Source organism: Candidatus Galacturonatibacter soehngenii, assembly GCF_008830185.1.
Taxonomy (GTDB): domain Bacteria; phylum Bacillota; class Clostridia; order Lachnospirales; family Lachnospiraceae; genus Lachnotalea; species Lachnotalea soehngenii.
In genome coordinates this window covers 1,248,282-1,264,225 of the sequence record NZ_WAGX01000005.1, presented here as the reverse complement: position 1 = coordinate 1,264,225, position 15,944 = coordinate 1,248,282, and the positions used below count along the sequence as shown (strand labels likewise).

The following is a 15,944-nucleotide window of genomic DNA, read 5'->3' as shown; positions in this document are numbered from 1 at the left end:
GAAACAAATGTATCTGCAAAATGATTCTAGGCGCTGAGTTTGAATAATTAATAAGAGCCTACAAACCCAGTATTTATGCGGGCTTGTAGGCTCTCTTTATGTCTCGTGACAATCAAATGACAATACTTTTTTAGAAATTGGATGAATAATTATAAAAATTTATCGGACAAAGAAATTATAGAATCATTAATACATTTTAATGCATGTTTCTCATCTTTAATGTCAGGATGCAGTGATAACAATTTGCTAGTATAATCTATATCAAGTGAATAATTTTCTGTAATAATTTTTCCACATGTTTCATAGCTGATTTCGATTTGAAAAAGCTTGTCTGGATATGAACGAAAATCAAAAATTGAGCTAACATGTTGTTTCGGAGCAAGAAAAATATTTTTTAAATTAGTAACATTGAATTGATTAACTTCACTTTTGCCAATTTTATTCCAGTCTAACTCGGGAGTCATTTTTAGCGAAAGTAGCTTTGCAGGAGAGTTTCCAAAATTGAGTGTGTGAAGAAAAGTCTGTAAATACTGATCTTCTATGATAATAAATGGTCTGAAGGCATATTGAAAAGCTTTCAGGCCTTGTTTTATATATAACAACACATACCGATGTATGTCAATAGCAGGCGAATATTCCGCCTGTTAAAAATAACCATGAATGAATGATTTATTGAGGTAGTCGTCCTTCATACATGATACTAAGTTCACCGTAGACCTGCCCCCAGTTCCTAAGCGGCAGATTCCATTTCTTAGTTGCCTCAAAAGTAGATAAATACAAAGCTTTTAAAAGTGCTGTATCACTAGGAAATACACTTCTTTGGCGGTTCAGCTTACGGTAAGTTGCATTCAGGCTTTCAATCGCGTTTGTGGTATAGATAACTTTACGCACCTCTGTTGAAAATTTAAATATCGGAGAAATGGCATCCCAATTCTGTTTCCAGCTTTTCATGGAGTTTGGATATTTTTCGTTCCATTTTTCGGTAACCCTCTCTAAGGCATCAAGAGCTTTTTCCTCATTTGGCGCCTGATAAATGGTCTTTAAATCTGTACAAAACGGTTTCCTGTCCTTGTCAGCCACATATTTCATTGTATTCCGTACCTGATGAACGATACAACGCTGATACTCTGTTTTCGGAAATGACGCAGATATGGCTTCCTTGATTCCAGTCAAACCATCCGCACAGATAATTAATATATCTTTTACACCACGATTCTTTAATCCATTCAGAACGGAAAGCCAGTACTTAGAGCTTTCATTTTCCCCTACCTCAATGGTCAATACTTCCTTGTATCCGTCATTATTAATACCAAGAATAACATATGCTGCAAGCTTACGGATAATCCCGTTATCACGAACAGAATAATGAATTGCATCGATGTACAACACTGGATATACATCCGAAAGAGGACGATTCTGCCAGTCCTCAATTTGTGGCATAATTTTATCCGTAACATCTGAAATAAAGCCTTCGGAAGCCTCAAACCCGTAAATATCCTCGAGGGTATCAGAAATCTGCCTAGTGGTCATACCTTTTGCATACATGGAGATAATCTTCTGGTCAATATCCGATATATCTTTCTGGCGCTTTTTGACTACCTGGGGTTCGAAGGTAGACTTACGATCCTGTGGAACCTGAATATCCATGCTTCCATAGCTACTGTTAATACGTTTGGACTTGTAACCATTGCGGTAGTCATCGCTGTCAGAACGTTCTGATTTTTCATATCCAAGATGGTCATCCATCTCAGCTTCCATCATTTCTTTGATGGTGCCGCCAAGCAGATCTTTGAGCGCATCCTGAATGTCTTCTGCGGACTGAATGTCGTACTCCTGAAGGAGCTGCTGAATGATGTTGCGTTTTCCGTCTGTCATTTGTACCTTATGTACTGGTTTCTTTTCTCTTGCCATAATAAAAGGCCTCCTATGATATAATTATTTTATCATAGAAGACCCTAAATGTGAGATAGTCAAGCAAAATTGTAACACCAATACTGATATTTTTATCGGTAACTAAATCTCTTTTCAAATGGTGTTAAATAATCATTTGATGAATGTGGTCTCACATGATTGTAATATACAAAAATATACTCATAAGTTGCTTCATTTAATGCCTCATCTGTTTCAAAGCTATGGTGATTTGCAAAATCTGCTTTAAATGTTCCGTAAAAGCTTTCCATGGGAGCATTATCATAAGGGCATCCTGCCTTACTCATACTTTGAGTAATATTTTGCAAAGAACAAAATTCTGTAAAAGCTCTCGATGTAAACTGCGACCCTTGATCACTATGAAGGATAAGCCCCTTCTTAACGGTATTATGATTCAGTGCATAGGTCAGAGTTTCAATCGCTAATTCTGCATTAATACGATTACTATTTAAAGTTGCCACTGGTGAACGATCATATAAATCAATAATAGTACAATTATATCTTTTCGCTCCATCCTCTCTCCACATATACGTAAAATCCGTACACCAAATCTTATTGGGTTCATCTACTTTAAAGTTTTGATTCAATAGGTTATCAAATTTTTTATAGCAATCGCCCTTTTTGTACTTTGGTTTTTTGGGTACCACAATTGACCTAAGTCCAAGCTCATTCATATATTTATGAACGGTTGGATTACTTAAGCTTATAGATTTTCTATTAAGAAAGATACGCATCATTCGATATCCTGGTCGCCCCGCATACTCATGATAAATCTCTTCAATGGTTGCTTTGATTTCTTCCTTTTTCTTATAATAGTCAGCTTTTCTATGTTTTTTGTAATTATAATAGGCATTTGGCTTTATATTAAATCTCGATAAGAGCCAACGTACACCATAATTTTCATGGTAGAAATCAATGAAATGGTATTGTTCTAATCTAGTTCCTTTGCGAAGAATGCGGCCGCTTTTTTTAAGAAATCATTTTCCTTTTTGGATTCAGCAAGTTCCTTACGAAGTCTTAAATTTTCTGCCATTAAATCTTTCTCATTATTTAACTCTGGATTTGATTCGCGTTCTTCACTGTACTCGCGTATCCACTTGCGCAAGCTACCTTCTCCTAAATTGTATTCCTGATTTACGCTTTTTATTTGGCGTCCTTCTTCAAGGACTAATCTCACTACTTTTTTCTTAAACTCTGGGGTATAAGTTTTTTTGATTCCTGCCATTGTAATAGCCTCACTTTCATATGAATTATTTTATCATAAATATCAGTGTTACTGTTACAACTTTAGTTTAGCATCTCAAGTAGAATGCAGCGCGGAAGGTCATATCAGTCATATATTAGCAGATAGGATGAGTTCGAGGCCATTGGGCTGGAGCAAAACTGGTGCAGATAAAATGTCAAGATTAAGGATTTATAAAAGCAATAAAGCAGACATACTGGAATTAGTGAGATATCAAAAGCAAGAGTTTGCGCAGGCAGTGGGTTGTGAAGAGGTAATGTACAACAGTAATCAAATGTTTCAGATGGAACGCGCAAATCGAAAACGGCTGGGAAACCTTGCAGATATACCCGTTTATAGTATTCCTTATACACAGATAAAGAAAATCGCAGCATTAAAGAATCATATTTGGGGATTGTAAAGAAGAGAAAAATAGAATAAAATAAGGACAGTCAAAAAATCGGAAACACATCAGGGGCAAGTCTGTCTATTAAAATCCTACTGTAAATTTACACTATCAATTAATGAAAATAAGTAGTATTATTAAGGCTTGTACGGTATAATATTGTACAAGTAAGAAAACAATGAAGTTCCAATTATGTAAGTGCAAATTTGAGTAGCAGAGAGAGGTAACTATGAGTGAAAAAGGTTATGTTCCACCATATACAATAACAGATAAAACAGTAAATTTAATTTCTGCCATTACTGAAATAATAACCAAAATCACGATAAATGATGATATGAGTAATAACCCAAGACTTAGACGGGATAATCGTATTCGTACAATTCATGCCTCATTAGCAATTGAAAATAATTCCTTATCCTTGAATCAGGTAACTGATATTATCAATGGAAAAAGAATTCTTGGTGCACCAGATGAAATATGCGAGGTAAAGAATGCTTTTGAAGCATACAATAGGCTGTTGGAAATGAATCCATATTCCATTAAGGATATGCTTCAGGCACATAAAGTGTTGATGAATGAATTGACGAAAGAGGCAGGAACATTTCGAAGTGGTGGCGTAGGAGTATTTGCTGGAGAACAATTAGTTCATATGGCTCCACCAGCAAATCAAGTTCCACATCTAATTAAAGAATTGGTAGATTGGGCAAAAAAAGCAGAAGTGCATCCACTCATAAAAAGTTGTGTATTTCATTATGAATTTGAATTTATTCATCCATTTGCAGATGGTAATGGACGAATGGGACGGATGTGGCAGACACTATTGCTGTATAAATGGAAATCGCTGTTTGGTTGGCTTCCAATAGAAACATTGATCAGAGAGCGGCAAGATGAATATTACAAAGTGCTTGGTGAATGTGATCATAGTGCGGATTCAGGAAAATTTGTAGAGTTTCTACTAAAAACCATCTATGATGCATTATGTGAAATTGTAGATACCGAACAAGTAAGGGAACAAGTTACCGAACAAGTTGAAAGATTGTCAGAGGCTATTGGTGATAAAGAATATTCAACGAAAGAACTTATGGAATTATTAGGTTTAAAGCATAGACCGACTTTTAGAGATAATTATTTGCTGCCAGCTTTGGAACTTGGATTAATTGAAATGACGGTGCCAGATAAGCCAAATAGTAGTAAGCAAAAATATAGAAAAGGTAGATAAATTTCAATATAGAAGCTGATGGGGGGGATTGTTGGAAAATTAGCGGTTGCTGACTCTTCTGTTGATCTTCAAAAATAATTCTAGGCGCTTAGTCTAAATAATTGCAAAAAAGCCTACAACCCAGTAAAAACAAAGGGTGTAGTTTTTTTGTGCGTTGTACTTGCAAAGTGCTTGTAATTTATGTATCAGGTAGATATCATGATTCTCTATGATTCTCTCTCCACTTATATATGGGTTCAAAGTCACTGTTATCATCACATATCGCTAGCTAATTTTCCAATCCAATCCAATATTCTTCTTCTACTATCTTTATTAATTCAGTTTGTCATCTTTCTATTCGTTATCTCAATATATTTCCACACTTAGATTGATTTAAAAGCACAGAAAGTAGTCATAGAAACAGCCATTTGAGCGTACAGATGGTTATTAATCCAACTGATCACTATAATAATTTAGCTGTATACATTTGTCGCAATATGGTATAATGTGGCTAACACAATTCAATATTAAAAGTTCATTTAATAGTTTCACAAATACTTCACATTAATATTTTTATATTGAGAGGAGTGTCCTATGAAAACAATACGTCAAAAATTAATCATCTATACCCTATTACTTGTTGTTTTACCCTTTGTTATTTCTAATATTGCAACTAGCTATTATATGAACCTTAATTATAAGCAAGAGTTAAAAAACAATAATATCATTTTAGCACAGTCACTATCAGATCAAGTGACAGCATTTATTCAAAGAGGCTTCGCAATAACTGAGCAGGTATCCTATAATAGTGATGTGAAAAGCTTTGATGGCGAGAAACAGAAAAAAGTAATAATGGATGTAATCGAGAAAAATGATTATTTTGACCTATTATATACCCAAGGAACAGATGGTATGCAGACAGCGCGTACAAGTGGAGAACTTGGCGATCGCTCCAATCGTTGGTGGTTTCTTAAGGTGGTTGATGAAAAAAGTTCTTTTGTCAGTAAATCCTATTACTCCATTAGTAGTAATACACCAGTTACCACAATCGCTATGCCAATCTATAGTGAAAGCAAAGATTTTATCGGTGTAATGGGTGCCGACATTAAGCTAACAGCATTACAAGAAGTTGTGGACAAATATAGTGAGGGTAGTAGATATGCTTTTGTAATCGATGGTGAAGGAGTTGTGATTGCGCATCCAGACAAGGCTCAGGTATCAGAACTTTATAACTATGTAACAATGAAAAAGACGGTTCTATTTTAACTTTAACTCTAATGCTTACTTTAAGTTATTCTTCTACTGCTTTAGCAGCTGGTGCTCACGATCATTGGAGCAAAACAATGATAAAAACAACAACTACGAAAATGAGTGGCTGTGGTTGTAGAAAGGTAACTTCGAAAAGAGTGTGCACCTATTGTAATAAGGTTCTTGAAACCAATGTAGAGTACATTAAGATAGCCAATCCGTCAAACGCTTGTAGAGGACACTAATCATTATCAAGTTCTCAAACTATCATTCGGATTTAAAAGTAAGTAATTAGCTTTTACGCGTAGGTGTATTTATAATAAATAGCAAAACCTCTAAACGAATTAAAATAAATCAGTTTAGAGGTTTCTTTTATAAGGCTTTATTCCTATCGGTTAGAAAGCACAACAGTACCTGACCTACCAACAAAATATTATATTCTCCCTCGCAAAGTCTGCCAATCAATAAATAGTGTATAACTATCTGCGATAAATTTAAGAACTACATATCTTGAATCCTCAGGACCATCAAAATGATTCGATAAACCCTCATACCACATCTCTTCCTTAACAACAGGATCAGTAATAATCTCCATTTTTCCCTTTAGTGAAATGTGATAGTTTGAGGCATTAAAACAAACACAGGCATCTGATTGATACTCGATACGTTCTGTTCGAGTACCATAGCCGGTACAAAATGTCATCCAACGAATACCATCTGCTTTGGACGGAGTGATAGTGGTTGTATTTGGCCTACCATCCGTATCCATCAAAGTTAATGCACAGTATCCTTTTTCATTGCATTGACCTTGAATAATTTCTTCTGCCTTTTTAATCAGTTGTTCATTTTTATCCATGTAATTTTTCTCCCTTACTAATTTTTATTATTATTAATAAATTACTTCTTTTTAAAGATCAATTCTTTAAACCACTTACTCCCTTTTTAAGTTAGCTTTGTCCCATGCTTCATTAATTTTATATATTAGTTGGCAAAAGAACAAAGTTTTCGTATCAAGTTATAAGAATAATAACATGACAAATACGACACCTGTGTGTCGTATTCGTTATAAAATTATTTAATTTTTGATTTATTGCCCTCCAAATAGCAAATGCACCGAATAAGCACAGGAATATGAGAGCTTTGAATTCCATTTTTATTTTACGGCTTTATTATCAAGGAATCATGATATACAAAACCTTACTCAGACGCAGACGCTAATCCAAACATCTCATTTTCTACCACCTCATCCAGACTAATCACATCCGCAATTCCAAGCAACCCTCCTTTTAAATCCATACCAACAAAACGTTTTGCTACCTCGCCAGCAATCAACCCTGTAAATCTACCTTCGTCATGTCCTATCGCACAAAGCACATGACCTTGTGATTGAATAGACGCAATAAAAATATCTGAGCCAAATTTCGGATTTCTGAAAAATGTTTCAACAATACCATAAAATGTCTTATAACGTAACAACTGTAAAAATCCAATCATTTTAACGCCATAAATAAGAGCTGTGATTCGTGATTGGTCAAATCCCAAGTAGGTTGTGAAACTTTTATCCTGATACGCCCGATTTAACATATGCTGATCAACAAAGTTAAAATTATATGTCCGCAATTTCTTTCCATGAATCATGACAGAACTTTTCTTCATATATGGTCTTATTTTTCCTAATGTTTTATGGCTATAGTCCTTTATAAAATTATCCAAAGTCCATTTAATTGCAGCATCACCATGCTTTTCTCCCAAGCCAAGAATGAGTTGAATCTCGATATCTTTTGCAAATGGATGTGTTTGAACGAATTTCTTGGCCAAAAGATTGGTAAGCCCAGGTGCCAATCCAACCCCTAGTAATATATTACTGTTTCCACTTAACTGTAACTGTTGGATTTTTTCTATATAATCAGAGTTCGCAGTAACATCCATATAATGAATTGCATGTTTGTCACAGTATGTTACAAGCTTTGTGTTATCTTGATCCACGCAAACAATAACACAAAAAACATGTTGCACGGCTGTAAAATCAATTGCGTCAATATCCATTGTATATATTTTGGCCTGCATGTTTTCTTTGTTTAAAAAACTTCTTATTTTTCCTTCATTTCGGCCAACTAAAATTAGGCTCTGGTCTCTTAGGGCTCTTGTAATATACTGTCCTACTTTACCGTGTCCACCGATAATCATAATTTTATTTCTTGCATCCATCTATTTTCTCCTTATCTTCCTAATTAAATAGAAAACTCATAAGTGTCATTCATTTGTGATATACAACCCTCATTTTTACGCATGATTTTGAATCAAATCAATGGCATGTTCTAAAAAATCTTTGATGGAAGCCAACTGATCACTAGGAGTATCGGCCAGAAAATCAAAAAGAGCTTTGTCAAATGTAGCGTGATATACTTCATGCGCATGATAAGCAGTTTGCCCTTTCTCAGTCAAATAGAGTAAAAAACGCTTTTTATCGTCAGGGTCCTCTTTTTTGGCAATCAGACCACGTTCATATAATTTTTGTAGCGTCTTATGAACCACGGGCCTAGTAATACCATATTTCATTGCAAGCTTTGCACTGTGGATGCCAGGATAGTCTCCGATTGTCTTAATCATGTGAATTTCTCCGCGGTAAAATACCATATCTTCACTACCAAAATCTAAGACATTTGTCTTGCTATTTGCAATCTTCTCAGTCAATTCAATAAAGGAATGGATAACCTCATTAGTGGACACCAAGGGTTTTATTTTACTTTTGCAATAAAGAGATCCTTCAAACATAGCAACTTTGATTCGATTTGTTAAAGTTAGATTTGATGCTTGTACTGCTGCTTCAATTTCTTGGTTGCTAGGTGGGAGAGGAATCCCATCTAAGAAGCCAGATAGCCAGCTTAACATATTGGCTGGGGTTTTGTTTACGTCATTTGCAGATGGTCCAATAATAAGTAAATAGCCTCCTTCTTTTAGAGAAGCAGATATTTTTTTAAAAAAGTCAGACAAATTACCCGTTACAAAATTTAAGATACCAGAGGCAATAATCAAATCATATGGACCTAGAAATGGATCTAAATTAAAGTCTCCACAAATTACTTCAATCTTTTGCTCTACCTGATGCTCATAAACGATTTTTTTTGTGACCTTGGCTACCTCTAAAGTCTCCATAATGGTAGCTTTACTGTTTGGATACTGTTTTACAAATTCAATGTCTAAGATACCAGTTCCTCCACCTAAATCAAGTACTTGTAAAGGTTCATTACAATCGGGAAATAGCTTACTTATTTCCTCTAAAAAAGCTTGTACTCGTCCAAGATACATTTCAGGAATTGCAACTTTTGCTAGTTCAGAAAAATCATAAGTAGCACCACCGACCACATGGCTCGACTTTACTTTCTCCTCTAACTGTGCAAGTGAGGTCATCTTTTCGCGAAATAATAAGGTGTCACCTAAGAAGACATTGCTATTTCTGGATAGGAAGTCTTTTGTCTCAGGTGTGTTTAGGTAATAGTCTCCTAGCCTGTCAACTAATCCACAGGAAACAAGGGACAAAAGAAGTAAATCTACTTGCTTTTTATCACAGTTTATTTTGGCAGCAAGTGTCTCTGACGTTTGAGGTGTATCTAGATGAGAAAATAGATTCATGCGTATTGCGGCAAAAAGTAACTGTGCTTCTTGATAGTTGTGTATAATTTCATAATAACGTTTTGGGCTGTTTTCCATATTATACATAGGCTAAGTACCTCTCTTAATTTTAATGGTTAGACAAGACTAACATAAAGTTAGCTTAGCACATAATATATTTGTTTGTCAAGATAACAATATAACTAAATTGTTATAACAACTAGAATTGATTTAAGCTTGTACCAATAAGTCCAAACACTTTCAGCACCATAGAGAACATCCAGATGGGTCCAATCCGTTAAATACTTCATCAAGGTCAAACAAAGGAGACATAACCAATGTGGAACAGGAGTAGACATTGGGAATCATAAGCAAACCTTAATGAGTAAACTGGTCACACCTTCCCAGTTATACCAAATAAATAATAAAAGTGGTAAAATAGAATTTATAAATGGTAGTTTATGACATCATTTTTGTCGTTTAGGTAAGAACTATTTACAGATAAAATGAAAATCTCTATATTAAAATCAGAAAGGGCGTACCAATATGTATACAGTTGCAATCTGTGATGATGAGAACATAATAACCACTACACTACAACAACTCATACTAGAATGGAATCCTACGTTGCAAGTAACTTGCTTTACTTCAGGGGAAGAATTACTTCAGGCGTATCATCCCTATGATGCCATATTCCTTGATATTGATATGAAGGGGATAAATGGAATTGAGACGGGAAGACGGATTCGTCAAATGGATAAGGAAACTAAAATTATTTATCTGACGGCTTACCGAGATTATGTTGCAGGTGCATTTGAAGTGCATGCATTTCAATATTTATTAAAGCCAATTAAGAAGAAGATTTTATGGGATACATTAGAGGAATTGTTTCGTTACATACAATTACCAGAAAAGAAAGTTGTAATGGACTTTCACACGGTAAACGGAATGGTCTGTCTGGCAATCGATCAAATATACTATTTTGAATATATAAATCGCAGGATAAAGATAGTAGAGGAGGCGAAAGAGCATTTCATGGTGGATAAAATCAGCAGTGTTTTAGTGCGTATGCAAGAGTTTGGCTTCTCCATGCCACATCAAAGCTTTGTAGTGAATATGCTCCATGTTAAAAACATTAAGAACCAACAGATTTATCTCGATAACGGGATGCTTGTTCCAATTGCGCAAAAAAAGCAAAAGTCTTGGAAGCAAGAGCTTACGACTTATTTATCAAAGCGGTTGGAAACACAAAAAGGGAGGTCATATGCAAATCGTTGATATTTTTTTTATTATCGTAGATCTCACTGTATTTACCTCCTGCGCAGTCTTTATGCTTCATTTTCTGCCAATAAAAAGACAAAGACCACTTTGGCTAAAGATACTGGCATGGTGCATATTCGCAGCCTTATCAACCTTACTTCCCAATTTCGGAAGAAATGATATGCTAACCATGTTAGTACTTGTCTTTTGCTATTTGTTACTGGGGTGGTTTTTGTACCATGAGAGTAAAATGGGTTTACTTTATCAGTTGGTATACATGATGGCGATGTTTGCAACACAGTTAATTGGTATCTTTTTAGTATTCAAGCTTTATCAAATATTTGGACTCGAAAGAAAACTGCAATTTTACTTGATGGTGTTATTTAAGGCATTCTTTTTGATAACCGTTACCCTAATATTAAGGGGAATTGTTAAAAAACGATATGTTTTTGACCAACAATATTTAAATATCAAAGGAATGGTATTAATCCCCATTCTAAGTGTGGTATTAATCTTTATGTATGTAATAGGGGGAGATGTTTTCTTTGCAAGATTTGGATATGAGTGGTTGATTGTTTATTGTGTATTGTTTCTTGTAATCAATGGGTATTGTATCTATTTTTGGTATGATGTTGCTTCTAATCAGCGCCTCAAGCACAGATTAGAGCTTATGAAACAGCAAAATGAATCCATACATCAATACTATGAAGACTTAGAGGAAAATTACAGCCAGTCTAGAAAGATTATTCATGATATACGAAATCATATCCACGTATTAGAGCAATCGCAAAAGCTAGACCAGACTCAAAGTTACTTTGAGGATGTACACACCATGTTAAATGCACTTGGGCTACATTATTATACCGATAATCGAATGCTAAATATTGTATTAAACCATAAGTTAAAAGGATTAAGCCCAAAACAGGTGAAATGTGCAATCGGTGGTATTGATTTAGATTTTCTCTCGGATATCGATATTACAACCATTTTTTCAAATTTACTTGATAATGCACTAGAAGCTTGTGAAAGGATGGAGGATTTCTTTATTCGATTAAAAGGAGACCGCATACACGATTTTTTAGTAATCAAGATACAAAATCCCTACTTAGGGCAATATGAGCCAGGTAGATCAATGAAGTCAGGGCATGAAGGCCTAGGACTTGAGAACGTCAGACAGACACTAAAAACATACCATGGAGAACTTAAGATAGATTGTCAGGATAATCTTTTCTCGGTCACTTTAGTATTTCCAGGGCAATAACAAGATATAATTAAAATAGAAATGAGGGGAAAGAAAATGAAACGAGTAAAACAATTTGTAGTAGTTATGATAGGACTAATTTGGTTATCTGCGCTAATGATTGGGTGCGGACAAAGTAAGTTATCGGATACCTTTGATGAGGAAACGATAAAAGAAGAAGCCATGAGGGCGATTGGATATTTCAATGAAAAAGATTATCAAGGTCTCATTGATATGGGCTCAAAAGAGCTAAAGGAAAGTATAACAGTAGAAGAGCTTGCAAAGGCATCAGATCCATATCTTGATAAATGTGGAACGTTTAAAGAAATAACAAAAACCGTTGTAGTAGGAAACAAAGACAGTAAAACAGGAAATGAATATGGTGGGGTTGTTATGATTGGAAAATATGAAGACGGAAAAATACAATTTACCATTGCCTTTGATCAAGACATGAAACTGGTGCAATTTTTAATCAAATAAGAAGAGAATAATAGATAGGAGGACAAAATGGAATTCGAAACGAGTAAAAAACAACTTAAAATATTTTTCTTAGTAGCATTTGGTGTTACCTATTTCATGGGATTGTTTATGTGGTACGGTAGTGCCAATCACATGGACGTAAGTGCATTTCCCAATGCGCAGATGATGTATCCAGCTTGTGGAGTGATACTAGCGTATGGATTGACAAAAAAGAATGATTTGAATATGCCAAGAGGCTTCTTTCGTTGCGTCTTGTTATTTACTGCCGTACTAATGATAGTATCAATTCTTTCCATTCTTTTGCCAGATGAATTGATTATGATAACAGCAACGCCAGTTTCTTTATGGAGCTTCTTAACACAGATATTAGTTGTGATTGGAAGTCTTGTAAGCTTGGTTTTTTTTATTGCAGCTGGATCTGTGAAACGAAAGGCATATGGATTAAAGTGGAGAAACGCAAAGTCTTCCATTTTTTGTATTTTACTTTTTTTAGGGTTATATCTGCTTCGCACTCTTTTGTCCTATACGATTTCAGGACAGTTTGAGCAAATGGTTTTGCTTGTAAAAAATCCCATGACTTGGATTTCTTTGGGGACATTACCGATTAATTTTTTCCTTGTATTTCTTGCATTTTTTGGTGAGGAGTACGGATGGAGATATTATTTACAGCCATTGTTTCAAAAGCGATTTGGTGTACGTAACGGAGTCATATTACTAGGAGTTATTTGGGGACTTTGGCATTTACCAGTTGACTTTTTCTATTATAGTCCAGATGCAGGACTGGTGGCAGCAGTCGCTCAGCAGATTACCTGCATAACGCTTGGGATTTTCTTTGCTTATGCATATGGAAAGACAAGAAATATTTGGGTGCCTGTTATTCTACATTTTCTAAACAACAATTTAATTCCTATTATATCAGGAAACTATTCTCCCGATGTATTACAAGACCAACAGTTAACTTGGGGAATGCTACCAATGGCATTGCTGATTAATGCATTATTTTTTGGTGGATTTATATTATCAAAGCATATTAATTGCCAGTTTGAAACAGATAAATACAGTTCATCTTGACACGACAGACCATGCGGTCTATACTGAAACAGTAGAGGATTTTTAGAAAGCTTCTACTGTTTTTTCTTTTGATAAATTACTTGTCAGCACTAGGTTAAAGGAGGTCATACATGAAGATTGTATTTTTATGTCTTGGTTCAAGAGGGGATGTGCAGCCTTATGTAGCATTGGGTAAAACTGCGAAGCTAAAAGGTCATTCGGTTTGTGTGTGTACTGGTCAATCATTTCAAACATTTGTGGAGGAAAATGGTCTGGATTTTTTTAAATGTAGTCTTGATTTAATGGCGTTATTACGAACAGAGGAAGGAAAAATGATATTTGAAGAAGGATTAAAGCATCCATTTAAGGCAATCAAATATGCCAAGAAGGTGGTTGATCCAATGTATCGCAAAGCAATGAGAGAGTTTTATGTTGCTTGCAAGGAAGCAGATGTAATCGTTTTTCACCCAAAGGCATTTGGCGCAGTAGACATTGCACAAAAGCTTGGGATACTATGTATCTTAATGCCCCCAGTTCCAATCATATATCCAATCAAAGCATTTCCCAATTTAGCCATTACTACGAAAAATCTTGGTGGCACCCTCAACCGATTCACGTATCAACTAGCTAATTTTGGTGCTGAAAGCAATAATATAAAGGATATCAATGATTTCAGAGTAAATGTTTTAAAGTTAAAAAAGAGAAAAGCAGGTGCCTATATGATTAAGAGAGATCAGTATCCTCTTCCAATTTTTTATCCAGTTTCTCAAAGTTTATTTAGCGAAATAGAAGAATTCAAAGATAAAGTCACTTTAACTGGATTTCCAATACTTGAAACCGACCAAACACTTGATCTTGAAACACAAGAATTCTTAAAGGACGATAAGGCACCAATTATAATTACATTCTCCTCCATGCCACTTAGTCAACCGCAAGAATTTATAGATAAAATAGTTAGGGCATTAAAAAGCAGTGATAATCGTGGCATTATTTTAGTGGGAAATAGTGGTATTGTAATGAATTCAGAGGAAAACATATTGGTAAAAGAATCTATGCCACATGATATTGTGTTCAAATATGCAAAGGGAATTGTTCATCACGGCGGTGTTGGAACGATGGCATCGGCGCTTAGAAGCGGTAAGCCACAAGTTATTATGCCGTTTCATGTAGATCAGCCCTTTTGGGCAAAACGATTGTATCATTTGGGCTTTTCGTTAGAACCATTAAAAGAAAAAGACGACGAGAGCGAGTTTGTAAAGCGATTTGATGCAATGAAAGATTCCTTTGTTATTCACAAGGCAAAGGAGATTGCAAGAAGAATTAACCTAGAAAAGCCAAATGAATTTGCAATACAATGTATAGAAAAACAATATGAAGATTGGAATAAAAAAAGATGAACAAAAGAGAGAGTATTATAAAGGCTGCATTAGATGAATTTAGTCAAAATGATTATGAACAGGCATCTATTAATAAAATCATCAAAGAGGCAAAGACTAGTAAAGGTAATTTTTATCATTATTTTAAAAATAAAGAAGAACTCTACATGGCACTGGTAAGCGAAGCATATCAAAAAAAATTAGAAAATGTTATATATGTTGAAACCGATGATTTTTTTGAACAGTTACAACATCAGATTATGAATGGTATTCAATTTGCAAAAGATTATCCTGCATATTACCATTTAAGTCGAAGATTTGCAAAAGAAAAGGGAAGTAATATTTATAATAGAGTGATAAAAGAAATTGTAGATTGTCACAAAGTAGATGAAACAGATACTAGTTTAGTTAAGTCTTATCAAAAACAATTAATTGACAACGATTATCCCTTGGCGTTTGTTGAAAAGGTTATGTATTATACATTTGAGAATATAAATGATGCAATGGAACAAGAAAATATGGAATTATCAAACATTCAAAAAGTATTAGAATTGACAATGAAACTATTAAAGAATGGATTGCAAGCCAAGAAGCCGTTACATGAATAATTTTGTATCAGAGGTAAGGAGAGGAACAAGTGAAATTATTCCTCTTCTTCCTTACAGATATCTTCTAGAACCCGTATTAAATCATGGATATTTTCCAAATGAACATTACGCTCTAAAATACAGTTTTTCAAGTTAACGGATAATGTTTCAAATTTATCCTGAATCGCCGGGGAGACATAAGATGCCATGTTATCACCTTGTATAATGAACTCATAGGGAAATTCACTACATATTTTCCTTTCTCGATTATTTTCTATATAATCAGTTGTAGACGCTGTGGATTAGTAAAATCACCTACGGCAGCTTCCCTATAAG

General features: G+C 34.8%; 17 protein-coding genes. 10 read left to right on the top strand and 7 right to left on the bottom strand.

Annotated elements, in window-relative coordinates:
* Positions 1-149: 149 nt before the first annotated feature.
* From F7O84_RS13240 to F7O84_RS13230, 3 genes are all read right to left on the bottom strand, one after another.
* Entirely contained in the window at positions 150-602 is a 453-nt protein-coding gene (locus F7O84_RS13240) for a hypothetical protein (RefSeq protein WP_192451758.1), read from the bottom strand.
* Positions 603-669: 67 nt separating this feature from the next.
* Positions 670-1,911 carry an IS256 family transposase gene (locus tag F7O84_RS13235; protein WP_151146040.1) on the bottom strand — a complete coding sequence of 414 codons (1,242 nt, stop codon included), beginning with the start codon at positions 1,909-1,911 and terminating at the stop codon, positions 670-672.
* Between the two features lie 92 nt (positions 1,912-2,003).
* A protein-coding gene (locus tag F7O84_RS13230) for an IS3 family transposase (protein ID WP_151146037.1) occupies positions 2,004-3,154 on the bottom strand; the annotation gives its coding sequence in 2 pieces (ribosomal slippage) (positions 2,004-2,887 and positions 2,887-3,154; 1,152 coding nt in all).
* A gap of 127 nt (positions 3,155-3,281) precedes the next feature.
* On the opposite strand from F7O84_RS13230, the gene F7O84_RS19385 reads away from it, so the two are divergent.
* The 4 genes from F7O84_RS19385 to F7O84_RS13210 all read left to right on the top strand — a co-directional run bounded on the left by F7O84_RS19385 (position 3,282) and on the right by F7O84_RS13210 (position 6,248).
* Positions 3,282-3,572 carry a hypothetical protein gene (locus F7O84_RS19385; RefSeq protein WP_330578795.1) on the top strand — a complete coding sequence of 97 codons (291 nt, stop codon included), beginning with the start codon at positions 3,282-3,284 and terminating at the stop codon, positions 3,570-3,572.
* Between the two features lie 214 nt (positions 3,573-3,786).
* Positions 3,787-4,776 carry a Fic family protein gene (locus F7O84_RS13220; RefSeq protein ID WP_151146034.1) on the top strand — a complete coding sequence of 330 codons (990 nt, stop codon included), beginning with the start codon at positions 3,787-3,789 and terminating at the stop codon, positions 4,774-4,776.
* Positions 4,777-5,349: 573 nt separating this feature from the next.
* On the top strand, positions 5,350-6,021 hold the full coding sequence (locus F7O84_RS13215) for a cache domain-containing protein (protein WP_151146031.1): 672 nt from the start codon (positions 5,350-5,352) through the stop codon (positions 6,019-6,021).
* 11 nt (positions 6,022-6,032) lie between these two features.
* Positions 6,033-6,248: a hypothetical protein gene (locus tag F7O84_RS13210; protein ID WP_151146028.1), complete on the top strand. Its 216-nt coding sequence runs from the start codon at positions 6,033-6,035 to the stop codon at positions 6,246-6,248.
* Between the two features lie 188 nt (positions 6,249-6,436).
* Here the strand turns inward: F7O84_RS13210 and F7O84_RS13205 are convergent, their stop codons facing one another.
* The 3 genes from F7O84_RS13205 to F7O84_RS13195 all read right to left on the bottom strand — a co-directional run bounded on the left by F7O84_RS13205 (position 6,437) and on the right by F7O84_RS13195 (position 9,714).
* Positions 6,437-6,859: a pyridoxamine 5'-phosphate oxidase family protein gene (locus tag F7O84_RS13205; protein ID WP_151146025.1), complete on the bottom strand. Its 423-nt coding sequence runs from the start codon at positions 6,857-6,859 to the stop codon at positions 6,437-6,439.
* 341 nt (positions 6,860-7,200) lie between these two features.
* The gene (locus F7O84_RS13200) at positions 7,201-8,211 is read right to left on the bottom strand and encodes a saccharopine dehydrogenase NADP-binding domain-containing protein (protein WP_151146022.1); all 1,011 of its coding nucleotides are present in this window, start codon (positions 8,209-8,211) and stop codon (positions 7,201-7,203) included.
* A gap of 75 nt (positions 8,212-8,286) precedes the next feature.
* A complete protein-coding gene (locus F7O84_RS13195) occupies positions 8,287-9,714 on the bottom strand; it encodes a methyltransferase domain-containing protein (RefSeq protein ID WP_192451757.1) in 1,428 nt (475 codons plus the stop codon).
* Positions 9,715-10,161: 447 nt separating this feature from the next.
* On the opposite strand from F7O84_RS13195, the gene F7O84_RS13190 reads away from it, so the two are divergent.
* From F7O84_RS13190 to F7O84_RS13165, 6 genes are all read left to right on the top strand, one after another.
* Positions 10,162-10,893, top strand: a complete 732-nt coding sequence (locus F7O84_RS13190; protein ID WP_151146017.1) for a LytR/AlgR family response regulator transcription factor — start codon at positions 10,162-10,164, stop codon at positions 10,891-10,893.
* Positions 10,880-12,136 (top strand): sensor histidine kinase, encoded by a 1,257-nt coding sequence (locus F7O84_RS13185; RefSeq protein WP_151146014.1) that lies wholly within the window; start codon positions 10,880-10,882, stop codon positions 12,134-12,136. Before F7O84_RS13190 ends, F7O84_RS13185 begins: the two co-directional genes overlap by 14 nt.
* A 36-nt stretch (positions 12,137-12,172) precedes the next feature.
* Complete coding sequence (locus tag F7O84_RS13180) at positions 12,173-12,595, top strand: DUF3887 domain-containing protein (RefSeq protein WP_192451756.1); 423 nt, start codon at positions 12,173-12,175, stop codon at positions 12,593-12,595.
* Between the two features lie 27 nt (positions 12,596-12,622).
* On the top strand, positions 12,623-13,666 hold the full coding sequence (locus F7O84_RS13175) for a CPBP family intramembrane glutamic endopeptidase (RefSeq protein WP_151146010.1): 1,044 nt from the start codon (positions 12,623-12,625) through the stop codon (positions 13,664-13,666).
* 110 nt (positions 13,667-13,776) lie between these two features.
* Positions 13,777-15,042 carry a glycosyltransferase gene (locus tag F7O84_RS13170; protein ID WP_151146007.1) on the top strand — a complete coding sequence of 422 codons (1,266 nt, stop codon included), beginning with the start codon at positions 13,777-13,779 and terminating at the stop codon, positions 15,040-15,042.
* Entirely contained in the window at positions 15,039-15,629 is a 591-nt protein-coding gene (locus F7O84_RS13165) for a TetR/AcrR family transcriptional regulator (RefSeq protein ID WP_151146004.1), read from the top strand. The genes F7O84_RS13170 and F7O84_RS13165 overlap by 4 nt, the downstream gene beginning before the upstream one ends.
* 35 nt (positions 15,630-15,664) lie before the next feature.
* Here the strand turns inward: F7O84_RS13165 and F7O84_RS19035 are convergent, their stop codons facing one another.
* Positions 15,665-15,817: a hypothetical protein gene (locus tag F7O84_RS19035; protein WP_192451755.1), complete on the bottom strand. Its 153-nt coding sequence runs from the start codon at positions 15,815-15,817 to the stop codon at positions 15,665-15,667.
* Positions 15,818-15,944: the final 127 nt, after the last annotated feature.